The organism is Streptomyces sp. x-80 (assembly GCF_046549095.1).
GTDB classification, from domain to species: Bacteria; Actinomycetota; Actinomycetes; order Streptomycetales; family Streptomycetaceae; genus Streptomyces; species Streptomyces celluloflavus.
The window spans coordinates 242,994-263,963 of the sequence record NZ_JAJPWM010000001.1 but is presented as its reverse complement, the minus strand read 5'-3'; the positions used below and the strand labels follow the sequence as shown (position 1 = coordinate 263,963).

The 20,970-nt window shown below is 71.8% G+C and carries 17 protein-coding genes; 11 read left to right on the top strand and 6 right to left on the bottom strand.

Going from position 1 to position 20,970, the window contains the following annotated elements:
• Positions 1–134 precede the first annotated feature (134 nt).
• Positions 135–1,082 carry a hypothetical protein gene (locus ACLJWH_RS01005; RefSeq protein WP_411139899.1) on the bottom strand — a complete coding sequence of 316 codons (948 nt, stop codon included), beginning with the start codon at positions 1,080–1,082 and terminating at the stop codon, positions 135–137.
• Positions 1,083–1,944: 862 nt separating this feature from the next.
• Positions 1,945–2,463, bottom strand: a complete 519-nt coding sequence (locus ACLJWH_RS01000) for a lytic polysaccharide monooxygenase auxiliary activity family 9 protein (protein ID WP_411139582.1) — start codon at positions 2,461–2,463, stop codon at positions 1,945–1,947.
• 778 nt (positions 2,464–3,241) lie between these two features.
• Here ACLJWH_RS01000 and ACLJWH_RS00995 point away from each other — a divergent pair.
• A complete protein-coding gene (locus ACLJWH_RS00995; RefSeq protein ID WP_411139581.1) occupies positions 3,242–5,629 on the top strand; it encodes a phosphoketolase in 2,388 nt (795 codons plus the stop codon).
• 369 nt (positions 5,630–5,998) lie between these two features.
• A complete protein-coding gene (locus ACLJWH_RS00990; protein WP_411139580.1) occupies positions 5,999–6,793 on the top strand; it encodes a carbon-nitrogen hydrolase family protein in 795 nt (264 codons plus the stop codon).
• Positions 6,794–6,881: 88 nt separating this feature from the next.
• Here the strand turns inward: ACLJWH_RS00990 and ACLJWH_RS00985 are convergent, their stop codons facing one another.
• Both ACLJWH_RS00985 and ACLJWH_RS00980 read right to left on the bottom strand, forming a co-directional pair.
• Positions 6,882–8,213: a cation:proton antiporter gene (locus ACLJWH_RS00985; protein WP_411139579.1), complete on the bottom strand. Its 1,332-nt coding sequence runs from the start codon at positions 8,211–8,213 to the stop codon at positions 6,882–6,884.
• Positions 8,214–8,639: 426 nt separating this feature from the next.
• The gene (locus tag ACLJWH_RS00980) at positions 8,640–8,918 is read right to left on the bottom strand and encodes a hypothetical protein (protein ID WP_052853264.1); all 279 of its coding nucleotides are present in this window, start codon (positions 8,916–8,918) and stop codon (positions 8,640–8,642) included.
• A 186-nt stretch (positions 8,919–9,104) separates the two neighbouring features.
• Here ACLJWH_RS00980 and ACLJWH_RS00975 point away from each other — a divergent pair, with 186 nt between their 5' ends.
• From ACLJWH_RS00975 to ACLJWH_RS00950, 6 genes are all read left to right on the top strand, one after another.
• Positions 9,105–10,283 carry an NAD(P)/FAD-dependent oxidoreductase gene (locus tag ACLJWH_RS00975; RefSeq protein WP_411139578.1) on the top strand — a complete coding sequence of 393 codons (1,179 nt, stop codon included), beginning with the start codon at positions 9,105–9,107 and terminating at the stop codon, positions 10,281–10,283.
• The gene (locus ACLJWH_RS00970) at positions 10,280–10,603 is read left to right on the top strand and encodes a (2Fe-2S)-binding protein (protein ID WP_411139577.1); all 324 of its coding nucleotides are present in this window, start codon (positions 10,280–10,282) and stop codon (positions 10,601–10,603) included. Before ACLJWH_RS00975 ends, ACLJWH_RS00970 begins: the two co-directional genes overlap by 4 nt.
• Positions 10,584–12,047 (top strand): NAD(P)/FAD-dependent oxidoreductase, encoded by a 1,464-nt coding sequence (locus tag ACLJWH_RS00965; RefSeq protein WP_411139576.1) that lies wholly within the window; start codon positions 10,584–10,586, stop codon positions 12,045–12,047. Before ACLJWH_RS00970 ends, ACLJWH_RS00965 begins: the two co-directional genes overlap by 20 nt.
• Before the next feature lie 156 nt (positions 12,048–12,203).
• The gene (locus ACLJWH_RS00960) at positions 12,204–13,118 is read left to right on the top strand and encodes a dihydrodipicolinate synthase family protein (RefSeq protein ID WP_411139575.1); all 915 of its coding nucleotides are present in this window, start codon (positions 12,204–12,206) and stop codon (positions 13,116–13,118) included.
• A gap of 4 nt (positions 13,119–13,122) precedes the next feature.
• The gene (locus tag ACLJWH_RS00955; RefSeq protein ID WP_411139574.1) at positions 13,123–14,124 is read left to right on the top strand and encodes a proline racemase family protein; all 1,002 of its coding nucleotides are present in this window, start codon (positions 13,123–13,125) and stop codon (positions 14,122–14,124) included.
• Positions 14,121–15,071 (top strand): ornithine cyclodeaminase family protein, encoded by a 951-nt coding sequence (locus ACLJWH_RS00950; RefSeq protein WP_411139573.1) that lies wholly within the window; start codon positions 14,121–14,123, stop codon positions 15,069–15,071. Before ACLJWH_RS00955 ends, ACLJWH_RS00950 begins: the two co-directional genes overlap by 4 nt.
• 67 nt (positions 15,072–15,138) lie before the next feature.
• On the opposite strand, the gene ACLJWH_RS00945 is transcribed toward ACLJWH_RS00950, so the two are convergent.
• Positions 15,139–16,212 carry a HoxN/HupN/NixA family nickel/cobalt transporter gene (locus tag ACLJWH_RS00945; RefSeq protein WP_411139898.1) on the bottom strand — a complete coding sequence of 358 codons (1,074 nt, stop codon included), beginning with the start codon at positions 16,210–16,212 and terminating at the stop codon, positions 15,139–15,141.
• 453 nt (positions 16,213–16,665) lie between these two features.
• Between ACLJWH_RS00945 and ACLJWH_RS00940 the strand changes: the two genes are divergently transcribed.
• Positions 16,666–17,106: a hypothetical protein gene (locus ACLJWH_RS00940; protein WP_411139572.1), complete on the top strand. Its 441-nt coding sequence runs from the start codon at positions 16,666–16,668 to the stop codon at positions 17,104–17,106.
• A gap of 392 nt (positions 17,107–17,498) precedes the next feature.
• Positions 17,499–18,146, top strand: coding sequence for a TetR/AcrR family transcriptional regulator (locus ACLJWH_RS00935; RefSeq protein WP_411139571.1), 648 nt, complete (start codon positions 17,499–17,501; stop codon positions 18,144–18,146).
• Between the two features lie 146 nt (positions 18,147–18,292).
• Here the strand turns inward: ACLJWH_RS00935 and ACLJWH_RS00930 are convergent, their stop codons facing one another.
• Positions 18,293–19,411, bottom strand: a complete 1,119-nt coding sequence (locus ACLJWH_RS00930; protein WP_411139570.1) for a DUF6214 family protein — start codon at positions 19,409–19,411, stop codon at positions 18,293–18,295.
• A gap of 136 nt (positions 19,412–19,547) precedes the next feature.
• On the opposite strand from ACLJWH_RS00930, the gene ACLJWH_RS00925 reads away from it, so the two are divergent.
• Positions 19,548–20,918 (top strand): FAD-dependent oxidoreductase, encoded by a 1,371-nt coding sequence (locus tag ACLJWH_RS00925; protein WP_411139569.1) that lies wholly within the window; start codon positions 19,548–19,550, stop codon positions 20,916–20,918.
• The last annotated feature ends 52 nt before the right edge of the window (positions 20,919–20,970 follow it).

Genomic DNA, 20,970 nt, shown 5'->3' with positions numbered 1-20,970 from the left:
GAACGGCGGAGCGAGGCGGATCGCGCCCGGCAGGACCGCGTATGAGGCCACCGAAGGCCGCGCGCCGGACAAGTGCCACCGGGGGAACCCGGCACGGATCTCCGGGAATCGGCAGGGCCGGGTGCGCCGGGCGGTCAGGCGTCGTCCTGGACCAGCCGCTCCAGCATGTTCTGGAAGTCCATGTCCACGACCACCCGCAGACCGTCGCCGTCCGGCTCGCTCAGTGCGGTCATCACGCCGCGCCGCCACCAGAACACCTTGGGGCTGATCGCGCCCGCCGCGTCCTCGTGCCCGGCCGCCGCGAACTGCGCCATGGCCTGCAACGCCGGGATGACCTGGGCGTCCTGGATGCGGTGAAAGGCCAGCTGGTGGCGGAAGGGGAGCGCGACCAGGGCGCCGTCCGCGGTGAGTTCGGTGCCCGTGATCCGCTGCACCAGTTCGTCCAGGACCAGCACCCGGCTCGCGGTGAAGAACGAGTCGCCGAGCAGCACCTCGAACGCCGATCCGTCGCCGCGCCGCACCGTCTCGTGCCCCTCGACCGGCAGCGCCCGCAGATTGTTCATCGCCCGGATACGCAGCTCGGCCACGTCCCCGAGATCGGTCAGCGAGTCCTCGCTCAGCATCTGCACCGCCTCGGGCAGGTCGAGGGCGAGCACCTCGCGCAGCCCCGGGGCCGGCTCACCGCCGTACCGGAAGGAGTCCGAGGCGGGCAGCGTCTCCTGGGCGACGACGCGGGGATAGAGGCAGGCCCGGATCTCGTCCTCGGTGAGGATCTCCAGCGGCTGCGGACCGTCCATCGTGCGCAGGACCTTGCCGACGTGGTCGCGGATCAGCACCGGCCAGCTGCGCTCGCCGCGCCGGTCGCGGTGGCACACCGCCGCGAGGTTGCCGAGGCCGAACTGGCGGCCCGCGGAGTCGGTGACCACGCCCGCGTAGGCGGTGACCTCCAGGCCCTGTTCGGCGAATGCCTGCCGGACCTGCGATCTGAAGACGCCGCCCTCCCGCTCGGAGAAGAAGGTGAACTCCCCATCGCGTGCGAGGTCGCGCGGATCCCGCTTCGGTCCTCGGCGGAACAGGCCCATCTCTTCCTCCCGGCGATGGCCACGTACGACGGCCATGACTGGGGCGATCGTAACGGGTCCCCCTCCCGGACCCGGCAGGGTCCACCCCGGCCGGCGGCGGTACCGCGCGGCCCCGCGCGCCTTCGCGCGGCCCGTCCCGTCCCCCGCTGCCCGGCGCCCGTTCCTCCGCTCTCCACGCCCCGGCCGGCGGATCGCCCACGCCGAGAACCGTCACCGCCGATTCCCGCAGATTCCCGCCGCTTTCCGCCGACTTGGGGCCGCCGGGCGAAGCGGCGGCGGCAGGCGGGGAGGGGCGTCCGGCTCCGGCGGCAGCGGCCGAGCCGCCCCGGAACGGCGCGCGGAGGGACCCGCCGGGTCCCCGCGCGGCCCGCACGCGTACGCGGAGTCCGGTATGTGTCCAGCTGGTCCGCCCGCGGAACCGGTGGGTACGCGGGCCCGGCACGTACGCCGAACCCGGCACGGGCACGGAGTCCGGCGCGTACGCGAAGCCCGGCGCTTACGCGTACCTGCCCGGACCCCGCTCGTACGCGAAGCCCGGCCGCGCCTCCGCCGGATGGGCGGGCTTCCGTCCACGTCCCCGGATGTCCGGCGGTGACCGGAACCGTGGCCGACGCCGGCGTGGGGCGCCCGCGGTCGGCCACGGCCTCGTCGTCCCGTGGCCGTGGGCACGACGGGGCGACGAGTCGGGTACGGCGGGCCAGTGCCGTGGCCGGCGATGTCTGCCCCGTAAGGAGCGTCGTCCGGTGCGTGCGATCGCAAGGCGGCCGGAGGTCCTTGTAGCCGGAGCTACCAGGGCGTTTGGCCAACGTGGCGAGCGTGCGTGCTGAACGGCGCGACGGGGCAAAGCTTGCCGGGAGGGGCACTAGCCGCCGATGTTGACGTCCACGCAGACATAGAAGGCGTTCGCCGTGTCGGCGATGTTCCAGACCGCGAGGACCTTCTGCTGGCCGGTGATGCCGCCGAAGTTGACCTGGTGCGAGACGTGCGCGGGCGGCTGCGCGCCGCCGTCGTTGAATTCGGCGACCTTCTGTCCACCGACGAAGTACTGCCAGGTGCTGGTGGCGTGACGTGCCGTCAGCGTCCAGTTGAAGGTCGTGGTGCTGCCGACCGGGGTGACCTTCCAGCCCTTGGAGTCGTCGTCGAGATCGGCGAACTGGCTGTTGCCACCGCTACAGCTGGACAGCCCCTTGGGGCCCTCGACGCTCTGCGGCTCCCACTTGATCGGGCCGCATTCGACGGTTCCCGCGGCGCACTGCGCCTGCCTGCTCGGCGGCGAGTCGATGTAGCCGTGCGCACTCGCCGGGCTGACCGGCAGCGTCACGACGAGGAGGGGGGCCAGGCCCGCGCCGACGGACATGGCCAACTTCCTTTTCCTATTCATGACAACCCTTTCGCGGTGGAGGCCGCCACGCGAAAGCAGGGGACCGGGCGTCGGCGCGATATCGCGCATCCGCCCCGGGCGGCCTCGTTGATGTGGGGAAAGTGACGCGAAGGTTTTCCACGGCGGCACACCCCGCAGCCACCCCGCCCGGCGCCGACACCGGGTACGGCGCCGCGCGAGCACGCCCGCCAATTGGTCTAGACTTTACCGCTTGACAGCACACGGTCAATAGGTGTGGCGGTAACAGGAGCCCGGGGTGGTGACGGCAGTCCGTCCCACAGTCACGGCCCCGGAACCGGCCATCGGGGGCGCGCCGCCCGGGGCCGTGCGCGGCGGGGGTCCGGTTGCGAGTGCGGCGTGCCCGGCGCAAGGTGAGTGTGCCGCCCGGCCGGGGATGCCGCCACCACGCGGGCGCACGCTCGGTGCCGCCGACCGGTCGGCGGCCGACGGGCCGATACCGGGCAACCGGGGCCGACCGGTTCCGCCGGGGCGGCCCGGTGCGTACGGCGGGCGGATATCGCGGACGTCGTGATGTGCGGCGCCGGCCGCTTCGTCGAGGCGGTACGGCCTCCGTGGCGGCGGGTTGCAGCCGATCGCCGTCGTCCGGGTCGCGGCGACCGGCAGGGGCCGTTCCCGGAGCGGGCGACGGAACCGCTGCCGGCGCCGGGCGAGCGGTGCGCACCCGGCCGGTCCGGGGCAGTGGCCTCCCGGACCGCCCCCGGAAGGCCGTAGCCGCCGCCACCGTCCGAGGAGAGCCGCCACCCGCCAGGAGGTCAGCATGGACGACGCCCCCAGGCCGGCCGCGCCGCGCCACCTGGAGCCCGCGGAACTCCAGGCGCTGGACGCCCACTGGCGGGCCGCCAACTACCTGGCCGTCGGTCAGATCTACCTGCTGGCCAATCCGCTGCTGGCGGAGCCGCTCCGCCCCGAGCACGTCAAACCGCGGCTGCTCGGCCACTGGGGCACCACGCCCGGTCTGAACCTCGTCTACACCCATCTCAACCGCGTCATCAGGGCACGTGCGCTGGACGCGTTGTGCGTCTGGGGCCCCGGCCACGGCGGCCCCGCCGTGCTGGCCAACTCCTGGCTGGACGGCACCTATACGGACGCCTACCCGGACGTGAGCCGGGACCGGTCCGGTATGGCGAAACTGTTCCGGCAGTTCTCCTTCCCCGGTGGAGTGCCCAGCCATGTCGCGCCGGAGACCCCCGGTTCCGTCCACGAAGGCGGCGAACTGGGCTACTCCCTCACCCATGCCTACGGCGCGGCGTTCGACAACCCCGGCCTGGTCGTCACCTGTGTGATCGGCGACGGGGAGGCGGAAACCGGGCCGCTCGCCGCGTCCTGGCACGCCAACAAGTTCCTCGACCCGGTGCACGACGGTGCCGTACTGCCGGTTCTGCACCTCAACGGCTACAAGATCGCCAACCCGGCGGTGCTCGCCCGGCTCCCCCAGGACGAACTCGACGCACTGCTGCGCGGCTACGGCCACAACCCGATCCATGTCACCGGCGACGACCCGGCAGCGGTGCACGACGCCATGGCCGCCGCGCTGGACCAGGCGCTGGACCGCATCGCCGACATCCAGCGCCGGGCCCGTTCCGAGGACGTGCGCGACCGTCCGCGCTGGCCCGCGATCGTGCTGCGCACGCCCAAGGGCTGGACCGGCCCGCACGAGGTCGACGGGGTGCCCGTCGAGGGGACCTGGCGCGCCCACCAGGTGCCGCTGTCCGGGGTCCGCGACAACCCCGGTCATCTGCGGCAGCTGGAGGCGTGGCTGCGCTCGTACCGGCCGGACGAGCTGTTCGACGCGGCGGGGCGGCCGCGGCCCGAGGTCCTCGCGTACGTACCCGAGGGGGCGCGGCGGCTGGGCGCCTCGCCGCACGCGAACGGCGGTCTGCTGCTGCGGGAGCTGCCGGTGCCGCCGCTGGAGCGGTACGCGGTGAAGGTCGAGCGGCCGGGCACGGTCCTGCACGAGCCCACCCGGGTACTCGGCGGCCTGCTGGCCGCCGTCATGGCGGCCACCGCCGGGCGCCGGGACTTCCGCGTCGTCGGCCCCGACGAGACCGCCTCGAACCGCCTGGACGCCCTCTACACGGCCACCGGGAAGGCGTGGCAGGCCGAGACCCTCGACACCGACGAACACCTCGCCCGGGACGGCCGTGTCATGGAGGTGCTCTCCGAGCACCTGTGCCAGGGGTGGCTGGAGGGCTATCTCCTCACCGGGCGCCACGGGCTCTTCGCCAGTTACGAGGCGTTCGCGCACATCGTCGACTCCATGGTCAACCAGCACATCAAATGGCTGCGCACCGCCCGTCGGCTGCCCTGGCGGCGCCCGATCGCCTCCCTCAACTACCTGCTCACCTCGCATGTCTGGCGGCAGGACCACAACGGCTTCTCGCACCAGGACCCCGGTTTCGTCGATCACATCCTGGACAAGAGCCCCGAGGTCGTGCGCGTCTATCTGCCGCCGGACGCCAACACCCTGCTGTCGGTGGCCGATCACGCGCTGCGCAGCCGGGACTACGTCAATGTGATCGTGGCCGGCAAACAGCCGAGCTTCGACTGGCTGACGCTCGACGAGGCCCGCGCCCACTGCGCGCGCGGCGTCGGCAGCTGGGCGTGGGCGGGCACCGAGGACGGCAGCCGCGAGCCGGATGTCGTCCTGGCCTGCGCCGGCGACGTACCCACCCTGGAGACGCTCGCCGCCGCCGGTCTGCTGCGGCGCCATCTGCCGGAGCTGGCGGTGCGGGTGGTCAATGTCGTCGACATGACCCGGCTGCTGCCGCGCGACGCGCACCCGCACGGTATGCCGGACTTCGAGTACGACGCCGTGTTCACCCGCGACAGACCGGTCATCTTCGCTTACCACGGCTACCCCTGGCTGATCCACCGGTTCGCCTACCGCCGCGCGGGCCATCAGCAGTTGCACGTCCGCGGCTACAAGGAGGAGGGCACCACCACGACGCCCTTCGACATGGTCGTCCGCAACGATCTGGACCGCTACCGGCTGGTGATGGACGTCGTGGACCGGGTCCCCGGCCTCGCGGTACGCGCCGTCGCGCTGCGCCAGGCGATGGCCGATGTCCGCACCCGCCACCACGCCTGGATCCGGGCGCACGGCACCGACCTGCCCGAGGTCGCCGACTGGACCTGGCCCGGCTGAGCGCCCGCGCGCGGGGTCACCCCGGACGGCAACGGCTGCTGAGCGCCGCCGGGATCCGTTCGGGGCTTCTCGGGTTGTTCGGGTCTGTATCGGCTGCCATCGGCCCGGTACCCGGCCGCCACCGCCGTGGTCACCATTGCGGGTGTGCCGCCGGGGCGCGAGGCTGATCACGACGCGGACGAGGCATGCGCCGGAGCGCCGGCGGACAGCGGGCGGCGATGCTCGGCCACGACCGTGTACGGGGGCCGGGTCCCGGTCGTGCTACCACGGACACCGGTCACCACCGACCACCGCCGACCACAACGGATCACCGATCGTCAATCATCGATCATCACGAGGGGATCATCGATCACCATGACAAGGAGCCGCATGCGCATCGCACTCTGCCAGATGACGGCATCGACCGACCCGAAGGAGAACCTCGCGGACGTACAGGACCACGTCCGCCGCGCGGCGCACGCGGGGGCGCGGCTCGCGGTGCTGCCCGAGGCGGCCATGGTGCGCTTCGGGGTGCCGCTCGGTCCGGTGGCCGAGCCGCTGGACGGACCGTGGGCCGAAGGCGTGCGGGCAGTGGCCCGGGAGACCGGGGTCACGGTGATCGTCGGCATGTTCACGCCCGCGCCGGACGGACGGGTCGCGAACACCCTGCTGGCCACCGGGCCCGGCGTGGAGGACTCCTACGACAAGATTCACTTGTATGACGCGTTCGGATTCCGGGAGTCCGACAGCGTCGCCCCGGGCACCCGCGTGGTGACCATCGATGTCGACGGGGTCCGTATCGGCCTGGCCACCTGCTACGACCTGCGATTCCCCGAGTTGTTCCGGGCACACGCGGACGCGGGGGCGACCGTCAGCGTCCTGCCCGCCTCCTGGGGCGCCGGCCCCGGCAAGCTGGAGCAGTGGGAACTGCTGGTACGGGCCCGCGCCCTGGACGCGACGGTCTGGCTGGCGGCCGTCGGACACGCCGCTCCGGACCCGCTGGCCGATCCGGAACTGCCCACCAAGGCCCCGACCGGTATCGGGCACAGTCTCCTGGCCGGCCCCGACGGCACCGTACGCGCCCGGCTGGGCGCGGCACCGGATCTGCTCACCGCCGATGTGGACCCAGCCGAGACCGACCGCGTCCGCCGCGCCGTGGCGGTGCTGGCCAACCGGCGCCTGTAGCCGCGCGGCGGGCCGCGGCGCTCGCGACCGGAGCGCCGCGGTGGGGCCGGGACAGGGCCGGCCCCGCATGGCCGGTCCTGTCCCGGTTTCAGGTGGTGCCCCGGGTGGTGTGGTCGTCGCTCAACTCCGGGGCCGCGTGCGGTCCCTGCTGCTGTGCGGGGACGGAGGCGTCGGGCTCGGTGCCGCCGGCCTTCGGCGTCAGGCGTCGTACCAGTGGGTTGACGGAGGCGGTCATGATCAGCGCGGTCAGGAACAGCGCGGAGAAGAGCTGGTCGTTGATGAGGCCCGCGTCCCGGCCCATGGTGAGCATGAGGACTTCGCCGAGCCCTTTGCTGTTGACCAGCACGCCCACGGTCGCCGCTTCGCGCCACGGCAGGTGGAACAGGCGTGCGGTGACCGTGGTTCCGGTGAATTTGCCGCCCAGGGAGACGACGAAGAACGCGGTGAGCGCCAGCGCTCCGCCCCAGCCGAGCGTCCCCATGTCGACGGACAGGCCGGTCAGTCCGAAGAAGACGGGGATCAGCAGCGCTCCCACGTGGTGCAGGGGCGTCGCGATCGCCCGGCGCAGGGCGGGGTCCAGGTCGCGTGGCATGACCAGGCCGAAGGCGAAGGCCCCGATCACGGCATGGACCCCGATGCAGGTGGCGAACCACGCGGACACGAAGACACCGCTGCTGACGGCGAGGATCAGCAACAGCGAGTGTCCGCCCTGCGGATGGACCCGGCGCAGCAGAGCGCGCAGGGCCGGGCGGACGACGAAGCCCATGGCCAGTGCGTAGGCCGTGATCCGGCCCAGGGTGAGGAGCAGATGCCCGGCGCTCAGTCCCTGCGCCGCCGTGATCAGGCAGACGAAGGCGAACCACGCCGCGAGGTCGGTGATCGCGCCGCACGCGGTGGCCATGGCGCCGGCGGTGGTGCCCTGGAGCCCGTTCTCGCCCAGGATGCGGATCATCACGGACAGGGAACTGACCGACAGGACGACGCCCATGAAGAGTATGAAGAGCGGCGGAGAGATATGGGCGGGCACCAGACTCGAATGTCCCGCGACGAGGGCGAAAGCCACTGCGGAGGCCAGTACGCAGGGCACGGTCAGGGACGCGGTGGTAATGGCGAGTACGGAGCGGACCCGGCCACGCAGCAAATGGAATTCGAGTTCCCAGCCCGCCACGAACATGAAGAGGACGATCCCTACCTGGGCGACCACCGACAGGTGGCTGCGCACCTCGACCGGGAAGACCTTCCCCGGCAGATTCCCCGGCAGCAGGCCCAGCACGCTCGGCCCGAGCAGCACACCGACCGCGATCTCCCCGACCACCACCGGCTGCCGCAGACGGGTCCGCAGCGGTGCGAGAGCGACTCCTATCAGCAGCACGACGGCGATGTCGACCAGCACGATTGCTTCCAGCGAGGAACCTGCCAATGCCCTGTACCCTTCCTCGGAACGGGAATTCTGGGCCGAGCCCGGCCGAGCGCCTCAAGCGCCCACGGACCGTGCCTCTCAGCTTCGGATGCGCGAGAGGAATTCCGCTGTGATGCTGTGCCGAGGCATGACTTTAGGGGCGAATTCACTTCGCTTGAAGGGCGATTCCGACGGTCCACCCGATTGAGGGAGAAATACGGATTATTTCAGGTGCCATTGGTGCCTACATTCGGCGAACTCACTTTCCCGCCGGAACTTTCCGAGCGGCCGCGACAACTGTTCCGCGTCCGGCAAGCGGTCTTCGGCGGGTCGCGGAGAACCGCTGCTCGGGGGCCACTCCCCCGGGGCCGTCACTCCCGGCCACGCTCCGCGGGACAGCGGGCGGCGCTGGCCCGGTGAGGACCGGCGCCGCCCTGGTGTGGACGTCTACGAGGGATCGGGGGTGCCGGTGTCACGGGTGGGGCCGGCGCACGCGGGGCACCAGTAACCTTCCCCGCCCTGGATGAAGACCCAGCCCAGGTCCGCGATGAGCGGGGCCGCGTGGTGGGCCTCGTGCAGTATGTGGCCGAGGAAGTCCGCCTCTTCGTCCGGCCGTGGCTCGGAGATCACGAGGTCAAAGCTGATTCTCTCGGTGCACTTGCCACGGTCACAGGCGAGGTAGAAGCGCACCGGACCAGGAGCTTTGCCATCGGTCATCAGGCTCATGGAGGCATGTTCGCGGAGCCCGACCACACTGACAATCCCGCCGGGGCCACCGCCGCCATTCCCGGCAGCGCTGCCCGGCACTGCCGGCGTCTCCGGCCCAACTGGGCCCGGCGGTACGGCAGATGCCCGGGGGCTCGCCGCCGCAGGGCCCTGGCGCGGGGCAGTGCAACGTGACATTCTACTGCGATGGATCGCTCGACGAATCGCTCTCCTGACGTCGTCGTCATCGGAGCGGGCATGGTCGGTGCCGCCTGCGCCTACCACTGCACCTCGGCGGGGCTGCGGGTCACCGTGGTCGAACGAGGCGCGATCGGGGGCGCCACCACCGCGGCGGGCGAGGGCAACATCCTGCTCTCCGACAAGGAACCCGGAGCCGAACTCGAACTGGCGCTGCTGTCCTCGCGCCTGTGGGCGCGGACCGCGCAGGAACTGGGCGCGGAACGGCTGGAGTACCAGGCGAAGGGCGGCGTCGTAGTGGCCGCCGCACCGGCGACGGCCGACGGGCTCCGGAAGCTGACCGCCGTCCAGCGCGCCGCCGGTATCGACGCGGTCGACGTCTCCCGCGACGAGGTCACCGAACTGGAGCCGAACATCACGCCCGAGGTGGCCGCCGGCGCGTACTACCCGCAGGACTGCCAGGTCCAGCCGGTGCTGGCGACGGCCCGGCTGCTGGGGCACGCCCGGGAGCACGGGGCCACGGTCCTGCCGGGCACCGCGGTCACCGGCTTCGTACGCGACGGCCGTGGCGCCGTCACCGGCGTCCGTACCGACTCGCCCACGGCACCGCTGATCCCCGCCGGCCGGGTCGTCAACGCCGCCGGCACCTGGGGCGGAGAGCTGGCCGGGCTGGCGGGTGTGCCGCTCCCCGTACTGCCCCGCAAGGGGTTCATCCTGGTCACCGAGCCGCTGCCCCGGGTGGTGCGGCACAAGGTGTACACCGCGGAGTACGTCGCCAATGTCGCCAGCGGCGACGCGGGGCTCCAGACCTCCGTCGTGGTCGAGGGCACCCAGGCCGGCACGGTCCTGATCGGGGCCAGCCGGGAGCGGGTCGGCTTCGACCGTTCGGTGTCCCTGCCGGTGCTGCGCAGGCTCGCCGCGCAGGCCATCGCGGTCTTCCCGTTCCTCGCCGATGTCGCGCTGCTGCGCACCTACTTGGGGTTCCGGCCGTACTGCCCGGACCATCTGCCGGTGATCGGCGCCGATCCGCGCGCCCCCGGGCTGCTGCACGCCTGCGGGCACGAGGGCGCCGGGATCGGGCTGTCCGCCGCGACGGGTCATCTGATCGCGCAGGTCATCACGGGGGCGACGCCCGATCTGGATCTCACCCCCTTCCGCCCGGAACGGTTCGAGGAGGCCACCGTATGAGCACCGATACGCGCGCCGGGGCGGGCGGACCGGCCGACCCGCGCCGCCCGCCCTTCCGGTTCCGCTTCGACGAGCTGACGATCGAGGCCGAGCCGGGCCAGAGCATCGCCGCCGCGCTCCTCGCCGCCGGGCACCGCTCCTGGCGTCGCACCCGGGTCGCGGGCGCCCGGCGCGGGGTGTTCTGCGGCATCGGGGTCTGCTTCGACTGTCTGGTCACCGTCAACGGGCGTCCGAACCAACGGGCCTGCCTGGTCGAGGCCGCGCCGGGAGACCTGGTCAGGACCCAGGAAGGAGCCGGCCGTGACGACCTCGCGTGCTGACGGGCCGTACGATCTCGCGGTGCTCGGCGCCGGCCCCGCCGGTCTCGCGGCGGCGGTCACGGCGGCCGCCGCGGGCGCCCGGGTCGCGCTGGTCGACGCGGGCCCGCGCCCCGGCGGCCAGTACTGGCGCCACCGTCCCGGCGACACGGGCGCGGCGCACCACGGCTGGGCCGCCTTCCAGCGGCTGCGGCACGGACTGGCCGCCCAGGCCGGCCGGCTCCACCATCTCCCCGGGCACACCGTCTGGCATACCGGGCGGACGGCCGTCGGGTTCCGTACGCACACCCTCCACGACGGGACCGAGCAGGTCGTGGAGAGCACTGCGGTCGTCGTGGCCACCGGCGCCTATGACCGCCAACTCCCCTTCCCCGGCTGGACGTTGCCCGGGGTGTTCACCGCGGGGGGTGCGCAGGCGCTGCTGAAGGGGCACGGTGTGGTCGCCGGACGGCGGATCGTGGTCGCCGGGACCGGTCCTTTCCTCCCGGCCGTCGCCGCCGGACTCGCCGAGGCGGGCGCGCGCGTGGCCGGGGTCTTCGAGGCCGGGCTGCCCGCCTCGTTCGTGCGGCAGCCGCTCACCGTGGCCGCCAACCCCGCCAAACTCGCCGAGGGCGCGGGGTTCCTGCGGACGCTGCTGCGCCATCGCGTGCCGTACCGGACCCGTACCGCCGTGGTCGCCGCGCACGGCGAGGACGAGGTCACCGGGGTCACGGTGGCCCGCGTCGACGCCCGGTGGCGGGTCGTACCGGGCAGCGGGCGCCGGCTCGACTGCGACACCCTCGCCGTCGGTTACGGCTTCACCCCGCAGATCGAGATCCCGCTCCAGCTCGGCTGCGAGACCCGACGCGATATCGACGGCAGCCTGGTCGCCACCGCCGACGCCCGGCAGCGCGGTTCGGTCCCCGGCGTCTACCTCGCCGGGGAGGTCTGCGGTGTCGGCGGCGCCGCCCTGTCCCTGACCGAGGGCGAACTCGCCGGACTGCACGCCGCCCAGGCCGTCGGCGCCGCCGTCGCCGATCCGGCGGTGGTCCGTCGTCTGATGCGGCGGCGTACCGCGCAGCGGCAGTTCGCCGACGCGCTGCACCGGGCGTTTCCGGTCCGCCCCGGCTGGCTGGGGTGGTTGCGCCCCGAAACCGTGGTGTGCCGGTGCGAGGAGGTCACCGTGCGAACCGTCACCGAGGCCGTCACGGAACTGGGCGCGACCGACCCCCGCGCGGTCAAGCTGTACGCGCGCCCCGGCATGGGGCTGTGCCAGGGGCGGGTCTGCGGTTACGCCACCGCCTGCCTGGTCGCCGCGCGATCCGGACGCGAGGCGACCGCGGAGGAGCTGCGCGGGATGGCCGGCCGGCCCATCGCGCAGCCGTTGCCGCTCGGCACCCTCGCCGGCGGCGACCCCGGCACGGACCCCGCGCCCGGCTCCGGCGCCGCCCTCGGCCACGAGAACTGATCTCCCGTCAACTCCCGCGCCATGAGGAGCGATTGAGACGTTCCCGCCAGCCCTTCCCTACGCGTCACACCCCGTGATTCGCCCCACCCCAAGACCCAATGCAATGTAACATTGCACAGGCTCAGTGGTCCCGGATACGCAAACCGTGGAGGTCACATGAACGCGCAAGCACAGCCGTGGCACGGAGTACTGGTGGCGACCGCACTCCCGTGGCGGGAGTCACCGACCGGCGAGCTGACGGTGGACTTCGACGGCTATGCCGAACACCTCGGATGGCTCGCGGAGAACGGCTGTCACGGCGTCACCCCGAACGGTTCGCTCGGCGAGTACCAGACCCTCACCCCCGAGGAACGCGCCCGGGTCGTGACCACGGCGGTCGAGGTGGCCGCGGACACCCCCGGCTTCACCGTGATGCCCGGGGTGGCCGCGTACGGCGCCGATGAAGCGCGGCGGTGGGCCGAACACGCCGGTGCGGCCGGGGCCCGTGCGGTGATGCTGCTGCCGCCGAACTCCTACCGGGCCGACCGGCGTGCCGTGGTCGCGCACTACCGTGAGGTCGCCAGGGCCGGACTGCCGGTCGTCGCGTACAACAACCCCTTCGACACCAAGGTCGATCTGGTGCCGGAGCTGCTGGCCGAGCTGTACGGCGAAGGGCTGATCGTCGCCGTCAAGGAGTTCTCCGGCGATGTGCGCCGTACCTACCGGATCGCCGAACTGGCCCCCGGACTCGATGTGCTGTGCGGCGCCGACGATGTCGCGCTGGAGCTGGCGGCCGCCGGATCTCCGGGCTGGGTGTCGGGCTTCACCAACGCGTTCCCGCGCGCCTGCGTCGAGCTGTGGCAGGCGGCGTCCTCCGGTGACCTGCCCACCGCGCTGCCGCTCTACCGGACGCTGCACCCGCTGCTGCGCTGGGACTCGCGGATCGAGTTCGTGCAGGCGATCAAGCTCAGCATGGATCTCGCCGGCCGGTACGGCGGTCCCTGCCGTCAGCCGCGCCTGCCGCTGGCCCCGGAGCACGAGGAGAGCGTGCGCCAGGCCACCGGGAAGGCCCTCGCGGAAGGACTGCGGTAGACACATGCGCAGCAACCGGATCTTCCACGCGGTCGATTCGCACACCGAGGGGATGCCCACCCGGGTGATCACCGGGGGCGTCGGGGTCATCCCCGGCGACACCATGTCCGCCCGGCGCCGGTACTTCATCGACCACCTCGACCACCTCCGCACGTTCCTGATGAACGAGCCCCGCGGGCACTCGGCGATGAGCGGTGCCATCCTTCAGCCGCCGACCCGTCCCGACGCCGACTTCGGGGTCATCTACATCGAGGTGTCCGGCTGTCTGCCGATGTGCGGCCACGGCACCATCGGCGTCGCGACCGTCCTCGTCGAGACCGGCATGGTCGAGGTCACCGAACCCACCACCACCATCCGTCTCGACACTCCCGCCGGACTCGTCGTCGCCGAGGTCCGGGTGGCGGACGGGGCCGCGAGGTCGGTGACCCTGCGCAACGTGCCGTCGTTCGCGCTCGGACTGGACCGGAGGGTACGGGTCGAGCCCTGGGGCGACATCCCCTATGACCTCGCCTTCGGCGGCAACTTCTACGCCATCGTCCCGCTGGAGGCCCTGGGCATCCCGTTCGAGCGGGCCGAGAAGCAGCGCATCCTCGACGCCGGTCTGGCCGTCATGGCCGCCGTCGACGCACAGGATCGCCCCGTCCACCCCGGCAATCCCGGGATCGGCGGCTGCCACCATGTGTATCTGGCCGCTCCCGGGTCCGACGCCCGGCACTCCCGGCATGCCATGGTCATCCACCCCGGCTGGTTCGACCGCTCGCCGTGCGGCACCGGCACCAGCGCCCGCATGGCCCAGTTGCACGCGCGCGGCGAACTCGCCCTCGACACCGACTTCGACAACGAGTCGTTCATCGGCACGCACTTCACCGGCCGCCTGGTCGAAGAGGGGCGGCTCGGCGACCTCACCACCGTGACCCCCACCATCACGGGCCGTGCGTGGATCACCGGCACCGCCCAGTTCCACCGCGACCCGGAGGACCCCTTCCCCGCCGGATTCGTCCTATGACCGCGCCCCGGACCATCGACGGGGCCGGACTCCGGCGTGCCCTGCCGATGGCCGCGGCGATCGGCGCACTGCGCACCGCCCTGCGGGGCGGAACGGACCCGGAGTCCGATCCGCCCCGCACCGTCGTGCCGGTCGAGCACGGCCAGTTGCTCCTCATGCCCGCGCACCGGCGCCGGTACGCGGGCGTCAAGATCGCCACCGTCGCCCCGGCCAATCCGGCCGCCGGACTCCCCCGCGTCCAGGGCCGGTACCTCCTCTTCGACGCCCCGACGCTCTCCCTGCTGGCCCTGCTGGACGGGATCGAGCTGACCACCGTACGGACCGCCGCCGTATCCGCCCTCGCCGTGGATCTGCTAGCCGGTCCCGAAGCCGGCCATCTGGTGCTGTTCGGCACCGGCCCCCAGGCGCGCGGCCATCTGGACGCGCTGCGCGTGGTCCGCCCGCTCACCCGGGTCACCGTCGTGGGCCGCACGCCCTCGCATGTCGAGCGGTTCGCCGAAACCGCCCGCCGGGACACCGGGCTCACCGTCACACCCGGCGATCCGTCCGCCGTCGCGACCGCCGATCTCGTCGCCTGCTGCACCACCGCGAGCACCCCGCTGTTCGACGGCGCCCTGCTCGCGCCGCACGCCACCGTGACGGCCGTCGGATCCCACGAACCCGACGCCCGCGAGGTCGACAGCGTCACCGTCCGCCGCTGCACCGTCGTGGTCGAGTCCCGGGCCGCCGCCGAACGGGAAGCCGGTGATCTCATCCCCGAGCTGGACGCCGGCCGCCTCGACCGGGCCGCGCTGGTCCCGCTCGCCGAGCTGGCCACCGGGGCCGCGACGGTGGACCCGGCGCGTCCCCGGCTCTTCAAGAGCGTCGGCATGGCGTGGGAGGACCTGGTGGTGGCCGGCGCCGCGTACGAGGCCGACGCGGCAGGAGACGCGGCAGAAGAAGGGTGAAAAGGGTGAGGTGGCTCGTCCTCCCTCCCACTGGGGGAGAACGAGCCACCTCACCCCGCCGCCCCCGCTACTCCGCGGATCGATCGGCGGGGCGGACGTTCGCCGTCCATTTCTCCTCGATGCGGCCGAACTTCCACACCGCCATCGCGACGATCCATGTCGCGAAGAAGATGCCCACGATGACGAACCCGATCAGGTTGAGGTCCAGGCCGGAGATCCAGTCCCAGAAGGCCCCGTGCAGGTCGAACTTCTCGGCCAGGAGACCGAGCAGTTCGACGGTGCCGATGATCAGGGCGACGGCGACCGACAGGCCCGTGATGGTGAGGTTGTAGTAGACCTTGCGGACCGGCTTGGAGAAGGCCCAGCCGTAGGCGAAGTTCATGAACGAGCCGTCGATGGTGTCGAGCAGGCTCATCCCCGCGGCGAACAGCACGGGCAGGCAGAGAATGGCGTACCAGGGCAGTCCGGACGCGGCACCGGAGCCCGCGAGGACGAGCAGGGCGATCTCGGTGGCGGTGTCGAAGCCGAGGCCGAACAGCAGGCCCAGCGGATACATCTGCCACGGCTTGGTGATGGACTTCATGACGCGGCCGAGCAGGCGGTTCATGAAGCCCCGGTTGTTGAGGTGCTCCTCCAGCGCCGCCTCGTCGAAATCACCGGCGCGCATCCGCCGGAAGACCTGCCAGATCCCGACGAGGATGACGATGTTGATCGCCGCGATGACGTAGAGGAAGACACCGGAGACGGTGGTGCCGATCAGGCCGGTGACGTCGTGCAGATGAGAGTTGTCGTCCTGTACCGGTCCGGCGAGGGCCTTGACGCCGAGCGAGAGCAGGAAGGCCAGCCCGAAGACCACGCTCGAATGCCCCAGGGAGAACCAGAATCCGACGGACAGCGGGCGCTGGCCGTCGCCCATCAGCTTGCGGGTGGTGTTGTCGATGGCGGCGATGTGGTCGGCGTCGAAGGCGTGCCGCATGCCCAGGGTGTAGGCGGTGACACCGATACCGATACCGAACGTTTTGGTGCCCAGGCTGTAATGCTCCGGTGCCACGATCGCCACCAGCGTGAACCAGCCGATGACATGCAGGGCGAGGATGAAACCGGCCATTCCGGCCATCCTCCCCCACTCCGCCCGGGTCATCGAGCGCGCCATGCGCTGCCTGCGCGACGGCGTGGCGCCGGCGCCCGGGGTGGGTGAGGAGGATGTGGTGGTGGCCATGGGGACGCTGCTTTCTGCCGGTTGATCGTGCCCATCCCATGCTGTTGCCATCAATTGTCAACTGCAACCAACATGCAGTAAAAGCCCTCGCACAGCTCCCGCATCGCGCCCTCACCCCGCCTCACCAGCCACGATGCGCGATGAGCAAGATCAAGCACCTTCCGGCCAAACCCCTGGACGGAGATCGACAACCGCTGTGATGATCCAGACGGAACCACGGAACTCGCCCACAAGGCACCTCACCGGCAGAAAGCGATCACGGTGGTCGCGGCGGCCACCGCCGTCACGCCGAGAAGAGTGACCGAACAGCTCGCGGCAGAAGAAAAACCGAAACAGTTCGAGACAGATCGAGACAGAAGGAAGAGGAAGCCACCCATGCTGTCGTCCCGCCTCACCCATCGGGTCACCGGTACCGCCATGGCCACCCTCATGCTGACCGCGGGCGCGGTCGCCATCGCCTCCCCGGCCGCCGCCAAGGCCAACTCCATGACCCTCGACAGGATCGCCCTCGACACGAGAAACGCGCCGGTCATCAAGGCGTACCTCACCTACTCCTGCGACCCGGGTTCGGATGTCCACGTGACGACCACCGCGACGAACCTGGACACACCGGACGGCAGTCAGCCGTCCATAGCCACCACCACCCTCCCCAACGACAAACTGATCTGCGACGCGGGGCGGCACGTCGAGCGGCTCGTGCTGAGCCCGCGGCCGGGGGCGGTCTTCCATCAGGGCGATGACGTCAAGGCCGTCGCGAGCATCGTGAACCCGGCGGGCGACGAGTACGCCCACGACGAGAAGATCGCCACGCTCTGACCCGGTTCCGTCCCGCCAGGGCGGAACCCGCGGCTGACCGCGACCGTGCCCCACACCGACGACCACGTCCCGGCACGACCGGAACGGTGTCGCGCGGCGTGATCATTTCGGTGACGTCGTGCCGCTGAGGGACGCCGACGGGGCGGCGGCGGGCCGGCGTGAGCGCGGCCGAAGGGCCTCAACCCGCCCGGCGCAGTCCGCCGGGCCACCGCTTCCGACCTGAGAAATCGCAGGTCAAACGCAGTGGCCCGGCATCAGCACCACCTGATTCGGGCGATCCCCCGCATCGCCCGAATCAGGCAGTTCAACCCGGATTTTCCCTCCAGGGCAGGCGGACATCCGGGTACCCACGAGTATATTGGCTTTCAGCCAGTCAACGCAGGAGTTACAGCATGTCCCCCCGCAGCGCATCGGTCAATGAAGAGTTGCGACGCCGTTCGCGCGAACGGCTGCTCCAGGCGGCGATCGACCTGGTGGGCGAACGCGGGTACGAGGCGACGACGCTCGGCGACATCGCACAGCGGGCGGGGGCGGCCCGGGGGCTGGTCTCGTACTACTTCCCCGGCAAGCGCCAGCTGCTCCAGTCCGCCGTGCACCGGCTGATGCATCTCACCCTGCAAGCAGCCCTGGAACGCGAGCCGCGGCCGACCGGACCGGACGCGGGACGCGAGCTGATGGCACGCGCCATCGACGCCGTCCTGGGACTGACTCGCGACCATCCGCTGCTGATGCGGACGCATATGGCCATCATCCTGACGGCCGAGGGGTTCATCCAGTGCCCCGAGCAGCAACGGCTGGCCGAGCTGCTGCGCGAGACGGTGGTGGCCTACGGATCGGCGGATCCGGATGCCGACTATCCCCTGCTACGGGCGCTGCTCATGGGGGCCGTCGTACCGCTGCTGCTGCCCGGCGCACCGATGCCACCGGCCCTGCTCCGCGCCGAGCTGTTCCAACGGTACGGACTGAACTGGGAGTTGGGCTTCCCGCCGGATACCGAACCGCCCGGCGGGGCGCGGCAGCAGGGGCCGGTATCGCTGTGAAGCGCCGTGAACCACTGTGAACCGACATGAAACACAGTCCGGTATCGCCGTGAAGAAGGGGCGGGTATCGCCACGCGCCTGACCCCGGCGGCGCGGTGTCCCTCCCGGCGCCCGCCCCGCCCCGCCCACTCCTCGAAGCGGGCTCCCTAACGCTTGTGGTGGCGCGGAGTCAGCAACCCCTCGTCGCGCGCTCCGGCGATCAGCCGCAGTGATCTGCGGCGGTTGCGACCGGTGACACTCATGACCGCCAGCACCGGATCCCGGCCGTCCCGCTGCGCCTCCCGGTACGCGTCCGCGACGACCCTGTGACGCTCACTGGCGCGCGATCGGGTGAGGGCCGTGAGCGGGGAGCACGCGGCGGGATCGGGCGGCCGGACGGGTGTGGTGGACGCGGCGGACGAGGCAGACGTGGCGGATCCAGCGGGTTCGGCGGTTTCAGCGGTTTCGACCGATTCGCTGTATTCGGAGTATTCGGCAGATTCGGTCGACACAGCGGGCGCGATGGAGGCCAAGGCTTCGCCGGGCTCCACGGATCCGTCGGGTTCCACGAGTCCACCGGACTCCACGGTTCCGCCGGGCCTCAGAGCTCCACCGACATCCACGAGCCCACCAGAATCCTCGATCCCACCGGAGTCGACGAATCCACCCGGCCCGCCGGACTCTCCGGGCGCGATGGACTCGATGGACTCGATGGGCTCGGTGGACTCGATGGGCTCGGTGGACTCGACAGGCGCCGCCTCCCCCGCCCACGACACCGCCACATCCGCCATGGCCTCTGCCCCCGCCGCCCCGGCCCCCGTCGGTCCCGTCCCCCGCTCAGGTGCCGCCCCGTCCCCCTCTTCCGCCCCCGGCTCCTTCGCGAGTGCCGGTGTGGGCCGGGGCTTTCGGGGACGGCCGGTGGCGAGCCGGCAGGCGTCGTCCAGCGGCCCCTCGATCCAGCGCGCCAGCTCGGCGAGACCGTCCAGCGTCAACGGCGGATCGGCCCGCACATCCTCGACGGTGATGCGATCGCCGGAGACCGCCACCAGAACGTCGATCCGGGCACCGTCGGCGAAGGTCAGCCGAGCGCTGAACCAGGGCCCCAGCGGATCGAGCCGAGGCGGCACCGCCCCCGCGTCATCGGATCCGGCCGGAGCGTCGGAGGCCGCAGGCTCGGGGGCGGGCGCGGCCGAACCGCACGCCTGAAGCTCCCAGGCAGGCCACTCCGAGGCCACATCCTGAGATTTATATCGGTCATTAACGGTATAAAAGTCACTTTCCGACACGAGGGAAACGTAGCCGCCCGCTCACCCGGCCCAGTGGCGCGGCACGCTCATCGCACCGGGAGCAACCCCGATAGCTCATCTGACGCCGCACGGCCGCCGGTGCGATGCTGGGGGTACTCCGTGGAAGGAGCCACACGTGTTTCGTGTCGCAGTGATCGGTTCGGGACCCAGCGGCGTGTACACCGCACAGTCGCTGGTGGAACAGGAGACCGTCCCGGACATCGAGGTGTACGTCCTGGACCGGCTGCCCTGTCCGTACGGTCTGGTCCGCTACGGCGTCGCACCGGACCACGAAAAGATCAAGTCGCTCCAGAACAACCTGCGTACGGTGCTGGAACATCCCCGGGTGCACTTCCTCGGGAATGTGGAAGTGGGCGCTCCGGGGCTGGGGCTCAAGGAACTGCGGGAGATCTTCCATGCAGTGGTGTTCTGTGTGGGCGCCGCCGCCGACCGGCAGCTCGGCATCCCCGGCGAGGACCTGCCCGGCAGCCATCCGGCGACCGGGTTCGTCTCCTGGTACAGCGCCCATCCGGACGCCGCAGCCACCCGCTTCACCCTCGCGGCCCGGTCCGCGATCGTGATCGGCGTGGGCAATGTGGCCGTGGACGTGGCCCGGATCCTGTCCCGTGGGGCCGCGCAGCTCACCACGACCGACATGCCGCAGGGACCACTCGGCGCCCTCGCGGACAGCCGTATCGAGGATGTCTGGATGGTCGGCCGCCGCGGCCCTTCCCAGGCCAAGTTCACCACCAAGGAGCTACGGGAACTGGGGTCGCTCCCCGGTACGGAGGTACTCGTTCGGCCCAAGGAACTGGCGCTCGACCCGGCGTACCGCGAACCCGGTGACCTGCCGGCCGCGCGGCGCCGGAACATCGAGGTGCTGCGCGGCTGGGCGGAGCGGGACGGCACCGAACGAGCGGCGGCCGGGGCGGCGCCGCCGCGCCGCCTCCATCTGCGGTTCTTCCTGCGCCCGGTCGCGATGATCGGTGACGCGGCCACCGGCGTGCGCGCGGTCCGGTTCGAGCGGACGGTGCCGGACGGGCACGGCGGGGTCACGGGCACCGGCGAATACGAGGACATCCAGGGCCAGTTGGTGCTGCGCTCCGTCGGCTACCGGGGAACGCCGCAGCCGGGACTGCCGTTCGACGAGGCGACGGGGACGGTACCGCACCGGGCGGGGCGGGTGCTCCGGAACGACGCGGCGCACCCCGGGGTGTACGTAGCCGGCTGGATCAAGCGCGGCCCCACGGGGGTGATCGGCACCAACCGGCCGTGCGCGAAGGAGACCGCGGCGTCACTGCTGGACGACGCCGCCGCCCTGGCGGAGCGCACTCTCACCGGGGACCCGGTGAGCGCGCTGATCCGGGCGGGACAGCAGCCGGTTCCCTGGACGGGCTGGCTGGGGATCGAGGCCGCGGAGGCGGCATGGGGCCGGCGGCTGGGGCGCGGCACCGTCAAACTGCCTGACTGGGCGGGGCTGTTGGAAGCGGCGCGCACGGAGAGCTGAGGCGGGGTGAGACGAGGCGGGCCGGGGTGGGTGGGGTGGGTACGCCGGGCAC

What these genes read in the sequence shown, in the direction of transcription:
- ACLJWH_RS00970 (WP_411139577.1), top strand. Translation starts at nt 10,280, where the DNA reads ATGAGCACCGATACGCGCGCCGGGGCGGGCGGACCGGCCGACCCGCGC.
- ACLJWH_RS00980 (WP_052853264.1), bottom strand. Translation starts at nt 8,918, where the DNA reads ATGAGCCTGATGACCGATGGCAAAGCTCCTGGTCCGGTGCGCTTCTAC.
- ACLJWH_RS01000 (WP_411139582.1), bottom strand. Translation starts at nt 2,463, where the DNA reads ATGAATAGGAAAAGGAAGTTGGCCATGTCCGTCGGCGCGGGCCTGGCC.
- ACLJWH_RS00955 (WP_411139574.1), top strand. Translation starts at nt 13,123, where the DNA reads ATGCGCAGCAACCGGATCTTCCACGCGGTCGATTCGCACACCGAGGGG.
- ACLJWH_RS00950 (WP_411139573.1), top strand. Translation starts at nt 14,121, where the DNA reads ATGACCGCGCCCCGGACCATCGACGGGGCCGGACTCCGGCGTGCCCTG.
- ACLJWH_RS00995 (WP_411139581.1), top strand. Translation starts at nt 3,242, where the DNA reads ATGGACGACGCCCCCAGGCCGGCCGCGCCGCGCCACCTGGAGCCCGCG.
- ACLJWH_RS01005 (WP_411139899.1), bottom strand. Translation starts at nt 1,082, where the DNA reads ATGGGCCTGTTCCGCCGAGGACCGAAGCGGGATCCGCGCGACCTCGCA.
- ACLJWH_RS00935 (WP_411139571.1), top strand. Translation starts at nt 17,499, where the DNA reads ATGTCCCCCCGCAGCGCATCGGTCAATGAAGAGTTGCGACGCCGTTCG.
- ACLJWH_RS00975 (WP_411139578.1), top strand. Translation starts at nt 9,105, where the DNA reads ATGGATCGCTCGACGAATCGCTCTCCTGACGTCGTCGTCATCGGAGCG.
- ACLJWH_RS00945 (WP_411139898.1), bottom strand. Translation starts at nt 16,212, where the DNA reads ATGACCCGGGCGGAGTGGGGGAGGATGGCCGGAATGGCCGGTTTCATC.
- ACLJWH_RS00940 (WP_411139572.1), top strand. Translation starts at nt 16,666, where the DNA reads ATGCTGTCGTCCCGCCTCACCCATCGGGTCACCGGTACCGCCATGGCC.
- ACLJWH_RS00960 (WP_411139575.1), top strand. Translation starts at nt 12,204, where the DNA reads ATGAACGCGCAAGCACAGCCGTGGCACGGAGTACTGGTGGCGACCGCA.
- ACLJWH_RS00990 (WP_411139580.1), top strand. Translation starts at nt 5,999, where the DNA reads ATGCGCATCGCACTCTGCCAGATGACGGCATCGACCGACCCGAAGGAG.